Source organism: Secundilactobacillus angelensis, from assembly GCF_012641075.1.
Classification (GTDB): domain Bacteria; phylum Bacillota; class Bacilli; order Lactobacillales; family Lactobacillaceae; genus Secundilactobacillus; species Secundilactobacillus angelensis.
Window position 1 is genome coordinate 56,189 of the sequence record NZ_JAAXLJ010000001.1, and the last position, 13,453, is coordinate 69,641.

Below are 13,453 nucleotides of genomic sequence, written 5' to 3' on the forward strand. Positions count from 1 at the left end.
TTGATAAGGGTGGTTATCAACTTTAGTGTTTAGTCGTTCAATTGAAACTTTAATTTCATTTGTGGTTCACCCAGCGCTAACATTTGACCAAGCAACACATTAGAGTTCTTTTGGGCAATTTCAGCCATCTGTGCGTTGACTTGTTCTAAGTAAGCAGGCAAATCGGATTGGTTGGCCACTGCTTGATCTGTCTTGATTTGCAGATTTCGGCATTCTGCAACAGTGTGCTCTTCGAAGAGATTTTCTTGATCTTCATAAAGGGCGAAATTGTTATCCCCAATCAGAGCTAGAACGTTTGGTAGCCAGTACATATTGGTGGGATCACAGGCACCTGTAGTGCTATTATACGCTTCTGGCGTGTCAGTAACGTTAGCGTAGAAGGGAACAACTGAGTTGAAAGTGTTGGGGCCAAATGCCAACCAATGGATGCCGGCGATTTCATCAGGAACGTCATTTCGAATTTGTAGAATATGCAGTTCTTGATTACGGTTAATCCCAATTGGCCGGAACTGCTTCTTTTGAGCATCAGTACCAGTACCGTAAGGATCATATGGTGTATTTTGATAATGAGAACTTAAAACGAATTTCATATCCTCAATTGAGATCTTTTTGTCAGTTCGGCAAATGAATGGCAGATCCTGATCGACTGGCGTGGTATCAAATTCAGGATTGAAGTATTTCTGACCATACCATGCCCGTGGATTGTTATATCGGGTATCTTTAATGGTGGCACTACCAAAAATATGACGGAGGTTGACTTGACCTTTATCTGGATTCATATGATACTTTTCAATCATGTCAGGCAAATCTTTAGCAAATAAAGTATCGTCCGAATCAAAGTCAAATTGATCAATGTTCAATCGGTTGGGTGCAATGACGTAGGCGTCGTCAGGTATCCGAATAGCTGCCCAGTGATGGCCGCCAATTGATTCAAAGTACCAAACTTCATTTTTGTCGGAGAAAGCCATTGCGTTCATTTCATAAGTGCCGTATTTCTCTAACAAGCTACCCAAGCGTTCGACACCTTCCCGAGCTGAATGGCTGTAAGGCAGTGTTAAGGTGGTGATATCTTCCTCACCAATGCCATCAGCTACGAGAGGATCAACCCCCAAAATACGAGAATTTGATGTAATAGTTTCAGTAGCTGTCATGGCAACGTTGGCACTGTTAATACCAGCTGCTGCCCATGTGCCGTGTCCGTCAGTGGCATCTGGAGTTGACGTATAGCGTAATGGATTATCTGGTAAATCCATTTCAACTTTACTGAGAACTGCCTTGTAATGGCGAGGTTGGTCTTCAGGGTTAACCACGACAAATTTTTGTGGGTTTAATGGGCCAGCGCCATCTTCATTTCTTGCAATAATAGTAGAACCATCAATGGAGGCTTTTTTACCCACTAACATCGTGGTACAAGAGCCTTTGATTCGTTTAGTCATGCAAACACTCCCTTTAATTTGGTTACCATTACATTGTATCACGTTCGATTATGACTGCCTGAGATTAGAATGTTTCACGTGAAACAATTAGCCTGCTGAAGGTAAACTAACAGGGTTGATTTGACTTATCTTTATAGCGTAGAGTGTATATAGTAAATTTGATTGAGGAGAACTCTAAGTGAAATCGATTATTAAAAATGGCATACAAATTATGATTGGCGCTTTGATTTACGCTGTCGCAATCAACTATTTTTTGATCCCCAATCGAATTGGTGAGGGCGGTGTTACCGGTTTAACGGCATTAGGGTATTATACTTTCAGCATTCCGCCAGCATTAACGAACGTTGTGCTAAACGGCATTTTAATCTTGATTGGGTTCAAATTTCTAAAACGTGAAACGGGGTTCTATACGCTTTGGGCAATACTTTGGATTAGTCTTTTTCTGAGGATACCCGTATTTTTCCCATATCACACCGACCAGACTGTGATTGCTGCAATTTCTGGGGGCGTTTTAATGGGTATTGCCATGGGACTGATTTTTCGTGCCAAGGGGACCATTGCTGGTAGCACGATCCTTGCTAAGATTATTAACCGTTATTATGGTATCCGGAACGGATCAGCGATGCTGTTTTTCGATTTAACTGTGGCGATACCATCCGGATTAATAATTGGCTTCCAAAATATGCTGTTAACGGTACTAGAATTATACATTTCGGCAGTTGTACTCAATAAATATTTGGAAGCCTTTGGGGCAAAACGGTCAGTCTTAGTTTTCTCAACGCAAAATCAAGCAATTGGTGAAGCGTTGACCAGTAACTTAGGGCAGGGTGTCACGATGTTAAAGGCCACTGGCTTTTATCACCAACAAGATACGGATGTTTTGTTTTATGTTTGCAGCAATCAAGATTGGACAGTCGTTATGCCAATTATTATGTCAATTGATCCTAAAGCACTGGTTGTGACGGATCAAATTCGGAGTGTTCGTGGCATGCAGTTATCCAATTTGTAAATACTCGTCTGAGAAATTGAAAAGGCGTGAGAACAGTAATTTCGCTGTTCTCACGCCCTTTTGATGACTCAATTTAGCTAATTCGGTCCTTATGCAACTGATTCCAACGTAAACGGAACAGTTTTACAACTTCGGTCACAACTAGCACAATGAAGCCCATGATAATCGGGATTCCCCAACCATAATGGAAATTAATTGCAGTTGTGTGGAAGACCCCTTGCATGAATGGCAGATAGATAATCGCCATTTGCAAGAGTATGAGTAGGCCGATAATGTAAAAGGCCATCTTGTTTTGGAAGAAATACTTTGAAATAACCGGATGATTATTTCGTAGATTAAACAGGTAGAAGATTTTTCCAAAAATCACGATGTTCAGTGTCATGGTGCTACCCATTAACGCACTTATGCCATGACCAACCAGCTGGTCGTAAGCAAAAATGCCTAAACCGGAGATCAACACTGAAACGTAGATGACTTCTAAGACATCCATTTTGGATAAGATACCAGTCTTAACATCTCGAGGTCCGCGTAACATGATGCCCGACTCAACCGGTTCAAAGATAAACGCAAATTGAATTGTTAGCGCGGAAACCATGTTGATCCACAGTAACTGAGTGGGAAATAGCGGCAGCGATTGATCAAGAACGATACTTAAGACCACGATGAGGCCTTCAGCAAAACTCGTAGGTAAAAGGAACCGAATCGTTTTTCGAATATTATCGAATACGTGACGGCCTTCTTTAACGGCTGCCAAAATGGTGGTGAAGTCGTCATCGGCAAGAACCATGTCGGCAGCACCTTTGGCGACGTCGGTACCTTTGATACCCATTGCCACACCAATATCAGCTTGCTTCAAGGCTGGTGCGTCATTAACACCATCACCGGTCATTGAAACCACGTGACCAAGTGATTGTTGAGCTCTAACAATCCGCAGCTTATCGGCAGGAGTCGTTCTAGCAAACACGGTATAGTTATCGATAACCGCCGCCAACTTCTCATCTGAAAGCTGATTTAATTCAGGCCCAGTAATCGCTTTAGGGGAGTCAGCTAAGTTTAGCTGCTGAGCAATTGCTGTTGCTGTGTCTGGGTCATCACCCGTAATCATTTTGACCTGAATGCCGGCATAACGTAATTTTTTAACTGCCTCGGCGACTTCCGGTCGTGGTGGGTCAATGATGCCGACTAGCCCGACTAGAGTTAAGTTTTTACCAATTATTTCCGGATCAATTTCATTAATTTCCCGGGAAATAACTTGATAACCTAACGCTACCACTCGCTTACCCTGGCGTGTGAGTTGGCTCATCTGTTCTGCCATCACACCGGCATTAACTTCGCCACCTTGTTGTTCAATTAACTTAGCAAGCGTCTGTGGTGCACCTTTGACCATTAATATGCGTTGGCCGTTATAGTCGACTAACCGAGCGGAATATCTAAAGGCTGAGTCGAATGGCAGTGAATCAATTTCGTTAACGGTAGGTTCCGAGTGATTTAGCTTGTGGAATAGTGCTGTTAAGGCACCATCGGTTGGTTCTCCAGTCAAGACCCATTGACCGTCTTCTTCATTAAAGACGGCATCAGAGGTCTGTCCGGCAATCTGTACCAACCAGTTTAAATGTTCGTTTTGTTCCCAGTTAACAGCTTCGCCCGTACTGTCTTGAATCTGGCCTTCGGAATCATAGCCGACCCCTGAGACGGTATATTGGTGCTCGGGTGTCAAAATATCGGTGACGGTCATCTCGTTTTTGGTCAACGTACCGGTTTTATCCGTGTTGACGATATCAACTGCGCCAAGTGTTTCAACGGCTGGAAGCGTCTTGACGATGGCGTTTTGTTTAGTGAGTTGCCGGGTTCCCATGGCCAAAACAACTGAGGTACTGGCGGGTAACCCTTCTGGCATGGATCCAACGACCATCGTGATGACCGCAATCAAAAGGGTTGGGAGACTGTAAACGTGAATGGCTGCCCCTAAAATGAACAGGAGAATAGCCGCCACCACAATGGCAGCCGAGAGACCTACACCCAATCGATTTAAGTTCTGCATCAATGGGGTGGGCTGAGCTTTAACATCAGCCACATCTTGCTGAATCTTACCGATTTCAGTGTCAACACCCGTTGCAATCACGATCCCTAAACCAGAACCGCTAGTTACTGCAGTTGACGCAAACGCTTGGTTTTGGCGTTCTGCTAAGGGAACAGTATCTGTGTCAATGGGTTCCTCAATTTTTTCAACTGAATCAGTTTCACCAGTTAACACAGACTCCTGAATTTTTAAGTTATCAGCTTCAACCAGTCGTAAATCAGCGGGTACGGAATCGCCAGCTTCAAGTCTGACGATATCTCCAGGGACCAGTTCGCGGGATGGCAAGGTGAATTTTTGCCCATCGCGGATTACGAAACTCTCGGAAACTAAGAGGTCCTTGATTTTTGCTAGCGCATTGTCAGCAGAAATCTCTTGAAAATAGCCTATCAATGCATTAGCAATAATCACTAGCCCAATAACGATTGAATCTGAGTAGCGATGCAGCACGAATGTGATAATGGCTGCTGCTAATAAGATGTAGATGATACTGTTGTTAAATTGCTTTAAGAATCGCAACAAATTTGAAACTTTCTTGGCTTCCAACTCGTTGGGACCATGTTCTGCGAAACGTTTTTTTGCTTCAGCTGTGCTGAGTCCGTCTTCGCAGTTGGTCTGCCATTGGTGTTCTAGTTCAGAAGTCGATTGGCGCCAAACTTGTTGCTGACTGGGGCCAGCGTCTTTGTTATCGTCGGTGGCCGCAGGTGTTACCTGTTGCTTATCTGAGTGTGTTGCCATTAATGAATCATCCTTTCGTGTTTAACGTGTGATTAGCGGTCTGGAAATACCAAATTGATTAACAAGTCCCTCAATTTAATCCCTTCTTTCTATATTGTTATGTATTAGATTAAATATTAATAATGAGAAATACAAGGAAAATCGTCTGAAATTTAAACATTTTCGCAATTTGGTGGTAAAAAACAACTAAATAATTTTTTTCGTTAAGACTGAACGACTTAAGGTCGCACATGAAAGCGGAAACATCATCAAAAATTTGTTAAGGAGTACCTAAACTTTAATTTACAAATTCAAAATAAAATGTACAATGTAGATGCTTAACAAATTTAAGAAGGGTGGTATTTATCTTGAAAGATCAAAAAACACCACGTAAGCACCATTTGATCGAATACGCCAATGGGAAATCATTGGAAGAGATCAATGGATCAATCGATGTTCCAAAAGGGAAAGGCTTTTGGAAAACGTTATTTATGTACTCAGGGCCTGGCGCACTAGTCGCGGTTGGTTATATGGATCCAGGTAACTGGTCAACATCAATCACCGGTGGTCAAAACTTCCAGTACTTGCTGATGTCTGTTATCTTGATGTCAAGTTTGATTGCGATGTTACTACAATACATGGCGGCTAAACTTGGCATCGTGACGCAGATGGATTTAGCACAAGCCATTCGGGCTCGTACGAGTAAGTCATTAGGGATCGTTCTTTGGCTCCTAACTGAATTTGCGATTATGGCGACTGATATTGCGGAAGTTATCGGTGCTGCCATCGCGCTTTATCTATTATTCCATATTCCACTTGTATACGCGGTTTTCATTACCGTTTTTGATGTTTTGATATTGCTATTATTAACCAAAATTGGGTTTCGTAAGATCGAAGCAATTGTTGTTTGCTTGATTCTGGTTATTTTACTGGTTTTCGCATATGAAGTTGCTTTGTCAAACCCTAACTGGGCCGGTGTTTTTGGTGGCTTAATTCCTACTAAAGATACCTTCTCAAGTTCAATTAAGACTGGTGGCAGTACACCTTTGACTGGCGCCTTAGGTATCATTGGTGCTACTGTTATGCCGCATAACTTGTACTTGCACTCTGCCATTTCACAAACTCGTAAAATTGATCACACTGATGAAGATGATGTGGCGCGGACCGTTCGTTTTACCACTTGGGATTCAAACATTCAACTATCGTTGGCATTCGTTGTTAACTCTTTGTTGCTAGTGATGGGTGTTGCCGTCTTTAAGACTGGTGCTGTTAAGGATCCTTCATTCTTCGGTTTGTTCCAAGCTTTATCTAATTCATCAATGCTTAGCAATCCAATTCTAATCAGTGTTGCTAAGTCTGGTGCATTGTCAGTACTGTTTGCCGTTGCACTGCTTGCTTCAGGTCAAAATTCTACGATTACCGGGACTTTAACTGGTCAAGTCATCATGGAAGGTTTCATTCACATGAAGATGCCTCTTTGGGCTCGTCGGTTAGTTACCCGTTTGATTTCAGTGATTCCTGTTCTGATCTGTGTTGGGATGACCAGCGGTGAAACGCCTATTCAGCAACACGAGGCGCTTAACACGCTGATGAACAACTCTCAAGTCTTCTTGGCGTTCGCCTTACCATTCTCAATGCTGCCATTGTTAATGATGACAGACAGCAAGCTTGAGATGGGTGACCGGTTCAAGAACACCTTGGTTATCAAGATTCTAGGCTGGTTCTCAGTTATCGCTTTAACCGTTCTGAACATGAAAGGCCTACCCAATAACATCGAAGCCTTCTTACCTGCAAATGCCTCTGCTGCAGATTTTGCAATGGCTGACGATATTGCTTACTTCCTGATTGCATGTGTTGTTGCCTTGCTTGTTTGGATGATCATCGATTTGCATAGAGGTAACAAGTTGCTCAAGGCTAAGCTTGGTGTAGCAGAGTAGATGGAGGCTTGTAATGACAAAAAAGACTGAATTTAAGCATATTTTAGTAGGTGTGGATGACTCTGAGGACGCACTGTTAGCCTTCCAGTATGCAATTGACATGGCTAAACGACGTCATGCTGAATTGACCATTGTCTCAATTCTTGAAAGTCATGAACTGAGTGTTTATGAGGCACTTGATAAAGACTACATCCATGGTGAGCGCAGCGAACTTGACGAACATATTAAAACGTACGTTAAGCAAGCGATGGATGCTGGTGTCGAAAAGGTTAACGCACTGGTTTCAGAGGGGAAACCGGGTGAAGTGATGGTCAAAGATGTTATTCCTCACGCAAAACCAGACGTTCTTGTAATCGGATCAATTGCAAAAAAAGGATTCAAACGTCGGTTCGGTTCACAAGCCGCCTATATGGCAAAATACGCCCCCATTTCAGTTTTGGTGATTCGCTAAAACTGTGAATTAGGCGGAGCACGTGTGTGAAATAATATGGTAGTTTCCAGAGTTTAAGACAAATAAGCCCATTCCGATTTTTATCGGGGTGGGCTTATTTGCCTTAAATGATCGGAATATCAGTTATATCAGAGGTTGGGGCTAGATCAAAGTGTTGGATAAAATTGTTATCAATATCGTCTTAAGTCACCATGGCCTCCCTCTACCATGGCCTCCTTCTACCATGGATATTTTCGGCGAATAATCACGAAATGTTGTCTAAGTCTTCATAATATCCAAGTAGACTAATTGTATAATGAAGAAAAGCATCATAATGGAGGTGATATCATGCAAAAACTTTCGAATTATCGACGATTATGGGCGGTATTAGGGGTTGGTGTAGTTTCTTTAGTAACGACATTTGTCTTTAATCAACCATTTTGGGCACAAACATTAGTGACCGTTTTAGGATCTTTGATTGCGTTGCTCATGTTCATTGACATGGTTAAAACATTGCGTTCTGGGAAGTTCGGAGTTGATTTACTGGCCATTACTGCTGTGATTGCCACCTTAGCTATTGGTGAGTATTGGGCTGCACTGATTGTGTTGCTGATGCTGACTGGTGGTGACGCCTTGGAAGACTACGCTGCTCACAAAGCAAATGCAGATCTACAATCCCTCCTAGATAAATCACCGCAAAATGCTCATTTAATGGTCAACGGCAACATCAAAGCTATCGCCGTTGACCAGGTTGATGTTGGCGATTGGTTGCTAGTTAAGCCGGGAGAAGTGATCCCTGTGGATGGCACCATTGTTTTAGGTAGTACGACTTTAGACGAATCATCACTGACCGGTGAATCCCGTCCAGTTGATAAAGTCGTTAGTGATACCGTGATGTCAGGATCGGTCAACGGTGATGCTTCTATTCAAATCGTAGCCGACCAAAGGGCCGCTGACAGTCAGTTTCAAAATATTGTTCGGTTAGTGAAACAAGCTGAGGCACAACCCGCACATTTTGTCCGAATGGCGGATCGGTATGCTGTCCCGTTTACCATTTTAGCGTACGTGATTGCTGGTGCGGCTTGGATTATTTCCGGAGATCCAGTTCGGTTTGCTGAAGTACTGGTTGTGGCATCACCGTGTCCACTCATACTCGCTGCGCCTATTGCTTTGGTGGCTGGCATGAGTCGGGCGAGTCAAAGTGGGATTATCGTTAAAACGGGGACAACACTTGAGCAACTTGCCAAAGTAAAAACGATGGCATTTGATAAAACGGGTACAATTACCCAAGGACATTTACAAGTTAATGAGATTATGACCCAGCCAAACATTGATAAGACTCGCCTATTAACACTCGCTGCCGCGACAGAGCAGCAGTCTAATCATATTTTGGCGCGTTCGTTGATGCAGGCGGCACCAGATCAATTGCCTTCGGTTAGTAATGTGAAAGAAACCACTGGTGGCGGAGTTCAGGCCCAAATTGACGGTCAACTTATTCGGGTCGGCAAAGCCGATTTTGCAATGCCTGATGGGTCGATTGACAAGGTCAATGATACTGCAGTGTATGTTTCGGCCGATCATCACTATTTGGGTTGTGTGACCTTTACGGATGAGCTACGGCCCGAAGCGGCAACAACCATGACTGAACTGCACAAGCTGGGAATCAAGAATTTAATGATGATTTCAGGAGATAGAACTGCTATTGCCCAAAAAATCGCTAAAGCGGTTGGAATTGATCGGGTTCACGCGGAATGTTTACCCGGCGAAAAAATTGCAGTGCTTAAACAAGTGCCTGATGATCAAAAGCCATTTGCCATGGTCGGTGATGGGGTCAATGATGCGCCTTCGCTGGTGACTGCCGACGTAGGTATTGCCATGGGTGCTAGCGGTGCAACGACGGCTAGTGAGTCGGCAGATGCAGTCATTTTGAAGGATGATCTGCAGCGGACGGTGGTTGCAGTCCAAATTTCTAGGGCAACAATGCACGTGGCTCGACAGTCGGTAATGGTAGGTATCATTATCTGCACCATGCTGATGCTGATTGCCAGTTTCGGCGTGATTCCAGCAATCTTTGGCGCACTGCTACAAGAAGTCGTGGATACAGTCACTATCCTTTGGGCATTAAGGGCTCGCAGTATTACAATAGCCAAGTTAAACTAATCAGTGTAATGCTAGCGCTTGCAATCAGAAGGAATTCATTGTACGATAACTGCTGAAAACTGAATAGATTTCTTCGGGGCAGGGTGTAATTCCCGACCGATGGTGACAGTTAGATTGAACAAGCAATCGTAACATGGCTGAAGTCCGTGACCCACGTTATTCGTGGTTGACCCAGTGAGAGTCTGGGACCGACAGTTAAAGTCTGGATGGGAGAAGAAAAGAACTATTTCGTACCATTGGTGTACACTTTTTTGTGTACCATAACCGTATGAAATCTTGTTTAGCTTATCAATTAATTGGGCCCCGCATTTTAAATTGCGAGGCCCTTTTTGTGAGGTGAATAAGGTTTGATTGAACCAAAGTATTTTCAATTAGCAGTTGCGGCTGCAAAACGGGGTAAGGATACCTGGACGAACCCGCAAGTCGGTGCCGTGATTGTGAAAGATCATCAGGTGTTAGCCGTTGGTTATCATCATCAGTATGGGCATCATCATGCCGAAATCGACGCGCTGGAACAGCTGGATGATATTAACCAGGCTAAGGGTGCAACAATGTACGTCACGTTAGAACCTTGTAGTCATTATGGTAAAACACCGCCCTGTGCGAAGCGATTGACGGAAGTGGGTATCTCCCAGGTGATGATTGGCCAGCTTGATCCTAATCCGATAGTAAGTGGTAAGGGTGTCGCCATTTTAAAGGATCACGGCATCAACGTAGAGGTACTGGGGGAGAGTCAGGGACTAAATGAAGCTTACAACTTCTATTATCAACATGGCAGACCACTAGTAACCCTAAAATATGCGATGTCGTTGGATGGCAAAATCAATGGTGGCAAAAAGGAACGCACCATGCTGACACAGACTGCGGCCCAACGAGATGCACAACAGTTACGAAGCCGTCAACAGGTCATCTTAGTGGGGGAGCATACTCTCTCGATTGATAATCCGCGACTGACAGTGAGGACCTCAACCATGGTGTTTCCACCAATTCGAGCAGCGTTGGTACGCAGTGTAGATGAGGTGAATCCAGAGAGCCATCTATTGGATTGGTCTGCGCCAACGTGGATATTTAGCGAAACGGCAGCTACTAAACAATTACCCGAAAATGTGCGCGTTTTTGTAAGCCCACATTGGACACCATCAGCGATTGTTCACCAGTTAGCTGATGAAGGGATTCAGTCGCTATTAGTTGAGGGCGGCAGTCATCTTCAGGCGGCCTTTATTGCTGCCGATTTGGTGGACAAAGCGGTCATGTACATTGCACCAATGATGTTAGGTGGCACTGGATTACCAGCAGCCATGGGTCTGCCAGCGACCAGTCAAATACAATTTGAAAAACCAGTGATTACGACGCTAGGTCCGGATATTCGAGTGTCGACAAGGAGGGCGTAAGGATGTTTACAGGTATTATCAAGGGGATTGGTCACGTTGTGGCAATCCAGCGCCAAGCAGAAACTGCTAAATTAACAATTTCGTCGCCGTTGTTTACCGAAATTAATCCCCAACTTGGCGATAGTTTTGCCATTAATGGGATTTGTCTAACAGCAACCGGCGTGGCAGATAAGCAACTCTCCGTTGAGGTCATGCCAGAGACCACACGGCTAACAAATCTGGGACAATTGAAAACCGGTGAGCTGGTTAATTTAGAGCCAGCTCTTGGTGCAACAGCTCGTCTGGATGGTCATTTTGTCTTAGGCCACGTGGATACTACGGCTGAATTAGTGCAGCGAGTTGAGGATCAAAATGCCACTGTTCTAACCTTTAAAATTGCTCCAGAATATGACGACTATATTGTCAAAAAGGGCTCGATTGCGATTGACGGTGTCAGTTTAACGGTTACGCAAGCAGGACCGGGACAGTTTTCTGTTAGTCTTATTCCTTACACCCAAAACCAGACAACGTTGGGTAGTCGGCAAGTTGGCGATTTAGTGAATATTGAAACGGACGTATTGGGTAAGTACATTGTGGGCGCACAGCGAAAGGAAGCAGTCCAATGACAAATCAAGCATTAACTCCAAAAATTGAAGCAGCTATTAATATTCTTAAACAGGGGAAATTGATCATTGTGGCAGATTCACTGGACCGTGAAGCTGAAGGCGACATGGTAGGACTGGCAGAATACGTTTCACCTGAAAATGTGAATACGATGGTCACTAAAGCTCGTGGTCTCCTCTGTGTACCGATGAGTGCGGAGATAGCTGAGCGATTGGGGCTCAGACCCATGGTGACTGATGCAACGGATGCTTACGGAACGGCCTTCACAATCAGTACTGACCTCAGGACAACGACCACTGGGATTTCAGCGTTCGATCGCGCAGCCACGATTGCAGCATTGGCTAAACCTAACAGTCAGTTCGATGATTTTTATCATCCGGGGCACACCTTCCCTTTAATTGCCAAGGATAACGGCGTGTTAGAACGGGATGGTCATACGGAAGCCGCGGTGGATTTGGCTAAATTAGCAGGAGCACAGCCGGTTGCTTACATTTGTGAGATTCTTAAAAAAGATGGCACCATGGCACGGCGAAAAGATTTAAAGGCCTATGCAGAGGGAACTCAGACGCCACTGATCACGATTGAGGAACTTCAGCAATATCGTCAACTAAAAGCGATTGAAGTGATTGCTGACGTAAAATTACCAACCAAGTATGGTGAGTTTCAAATGAAAGCTTTTAAAACCAGCCCTGATAGCGAACCAACCTTACTCATCACGAAAGGGCACATCGCTGGTTCCGCCCCCTTATTGCTCCGACTACATTCCGAATGTCTGACGGGTGACGTATTCGGCTCTAAACGCTGTGACTGCGGTGCCCAACTAGCTGAATCTCTAAAAAGAATCGAACTAGCTGGCCGTGGCGCGGTTTTATACTTACGCCAAGAAGGTCGAGGAATCGGCTTAGCCAACAAGTTAAAAGCTTATGAGTTGCAGGAGCAGGGATTCGATACGGTAGAAGCCAACTTGCATTTGGGCTTGCCCGCTGATGAACGAAACTATGGTTTAGCAGCTGCAATTCTCCGTCAGGAAGGTGTGACAACCGTTAATCTAATGACCAATAACCCTGATAAAATTAGCCAACTGGAACAATATGGTATTCGGGTCAATCATCGAGTTCCGCTTGAAACTGGTCTGACACGTGAAAACGAGGGCTATTTGAAAACCAAGAAGGAAAAGTTTCACCACTTATTAAAGGAGGTAAATTAAGTGCAAGTCCTATCACATTCAAGAAATGGTAATGGTGTTCGAGTCGGTATCGTAGTGGCACAATTCAATGAAATCGTCACTGATAGACTACAGCAGGGAGCGGTATCACAATTAGAAAAGTATGGTGTGAACAGTGCAGATATGACGATTGCTGCCGTTCCAGGGGCGTTGGAATTACCGCGAGTTACGAAATTGTTAGCTAATAGCGGTAAAGTCGACGGCATAATTGCCTTGGGAGCAGTTATTCGCGGTGAAACTTCCCATTACGATTATGTTTGCTCTGAGACCGCTAGCGGTTTAGCTAACGTGTCTTTGAATGGGCCGGTTCCGGTGATGTTTGGTGTCTTAACCACCGATACCCTGGATCAGGCGATTAGTCGAGCTGGTGGTAAGGGCGGCAATAAGGGAGCCGATTGTGCAGATGGTTTGATTGAGATGATCAATTTGGAGAAACAGATTTAAGCTGCTTAATACAAAAATACGTAT

The 13,453-nt window shown here is 44.2% G+C and carries 10 protein-coding genes and 1 riboswitch; of the genes, 8 read left to right on the top strand and 2 right to left on the bottom strand.

Translation table 11 applies throughout. From position 1 onward, the window contains the following. Nucleotides 1-29: 29 nt before the first annotated feature. Complete coding sequence (locus HC026_RS00245) at nucleotides 30-1,436, bottom strand: C69 family dipeptidase (RefSeq protein WP_168923965.1); 1,407 nt, start codon at nucleotides 1,434-1,436, stop codon at nucleotides 30-32. Nucleotides 1,437-1,647: 211 nt separating this feature from the next. Here HC026_RS00245 and HC026_RS00250 point away from each other — a divergent pair, with 211 nt between their 5' ends. Beyond that, entirely contained in the window at nucleotides 1,648-2,445 is a 798-nt protein-coding gene (locus tag HC026_RS00250; RefSeq protein ID WP_168924096.1) for a YitT family protein, read from the top strand. Nucleotides 2,446-2,518: 73 nt separating this feature from the next. Here the strand turns inward: HC026_RS00250 and HC026_RS00255 are convergent, their stop codons facing one another. Further along, nucleotides 2,519-5,260: an HAD-IC family P-type ATPase gene (locus HC026_RS00255; protein ID WP_168923966.1), complete on the bottom strand. Its 2,742-nt coding sequence runs from the start codon at nucleotides 5,258-5,260 to the stop codon at nucleotides 2,519-2,521. Nucleotides 5,261-5,604: 344 nt separating this feature from the next. On the opposite strand from HC026_RS00255, the gene HC026_RS00260 reads away from it, so the two are divergent. The 7 genes from HC026_RS00260 (at nucleotide 5,605) to ribH (ending at nucleotide 13,429) form a co-directional block, all read left to right on the top strand. After that, complete coding sequence (locus HC026_RS00260; RefSeq protein WP_168924097.1) at nucleotides 5,605-7,176, top strand: Nramp family divalent metal transporter; 1,572 nt, start codon at nucleotides 5,605-5,607, stop codon at nucleotides 7,174-7,176. A 13-nt stretch (nucleotides 7,177-7,189) separates the two neighbouring features. After that, nucleotides 7,190-7,627, top strand: a complete 438-nt coding sequence (locus tag HC026_RS00265) for a universal stress protein (RefSeq protein WP_168923967.1) — start codon at nucleotides 7,190-7,192, stop codon at nucleotides 7,625-7,627. Between the two features lie 327 nt (nucleotides 7,628-7,954). Then, nucleotides 7,955-9,766, top strand: coding sequence for a heavy metal translocating P-type ATPase (locus HC026_RS00270; RefSeq protein WP_168923968.1), 1,812 nt, complete (start codon nucleotides 7,955-7,957; stop codon nucleotides 9,764-9,766). A gap of 65 nt (nucleotides 9,767-9,831) precedes the next feature. Further along, nucleotides 9,832-9,988, top strand: a riboswitch (FMN riboswitch). A gap of 128 nt (nucleotides 9,989-10,116) precedes the next feature. Then, nucleotides 10,117-11,157 (top strand): bifunctional diaminohydroxyphosphoribosylaminopyrimidine deaminase/5-amino-6-(5-phosphoribosylamino)uracil reductase RibD, encoded by a 1,041-nt coding sequence (ribD, locus tag HC026_RS00275; RefSeq protein WP_240890994.1) that lies wholly within the window; start codon nucleotides 10,117-10,119, stop codon nucleotides 11,155-11,157. A gap of 2 nt (nucleotides 11,158-11,159) precedes the next feature. Beyond that, entirely contained in the window at nucleotides 11,160-11,762 is a 603-nt protein-coding gene (locus HC026_RS00280) for a riboflavin synthase (RefSeq protein ID WP_168923970.1), read from the top strand. Continuing rightward, a complete protein-coding gene (gene ribA, locus HC026_RS00285; protein WP_168923971.1) occupies nucleotides 11,759-12,967 on the top strand; it encodes a GTP cyclohydrolase II in 1,209 nt (402 codons plus the stop codon). Before HC026_RS00280 ends, ribA begins: the two co-directional genes overlap by 4 nt. Continuing rightward, nucleotides 12,968-13,429, top strand: a complete 462-nt coding sequence (gene ribH / locus HC026_RS00290; protein WP_168923972.1) for a 6,7-dimethyl-8-ribityllumazine synthase — start codon at nucleotides 12,968-12,970, stop codon at nucleotides 13,427-13,429. It abuts the gene before it with no gap. Nucleotides 13,430-13,453: the final 24 nt, after the last annotated feature.

Bases quoted from the DNA above. Each gene is read 5' to 3' on its own strand.
- ribA (WP_168923971.1), top strand. From the start codon at position 11,759: ATGACAAATCAAGCATTAACTCCAAAAATTGAAGCAGCTATTAATATT.
- HC026_RS00270 (WP_168923968.1), top strand. From the start codon at position 7,955: ATGCAAAAACTTTCGAATTATCGACGATTATGGGCGGTATTAGGGGTT.
- HC026_RS00265 (WP_168923967.1), top strand. From the start codon at position 7,190: ATGACAAAAAAGACTGAATTTAAGCATATTTTAGTAGGTGTGGATGAC.
- HC026_RS00255 (WP_168923966.1), bottom strand. From the start codon at position 5,260: ATGGCAACACACTCAGATAAGCAACAGGTAACACCTGCGGCCACCGAC.
- HC026_RS00245 (WP_168923965.1), bottom strand. From the start codon at position 1,436: ATGACTAAACGAATCAAAGGCTCTTGTACCACGATGTTAGTGGGTAAA.
- HC026_RS00280 (WP_168923970.1), top strand. From the start codon at position 11,160: ATGTTTACAGGTATTATCAAGGGGATTGGTCACGTTGTGGCAATCCAG.
- HC026_RS00250 (WP_168924096.1), top strand. From the start codon at position 1,648: ATGATTGGCGCTTTGATTTACGCTGTCGCAATCAACTATTTTTTGATC.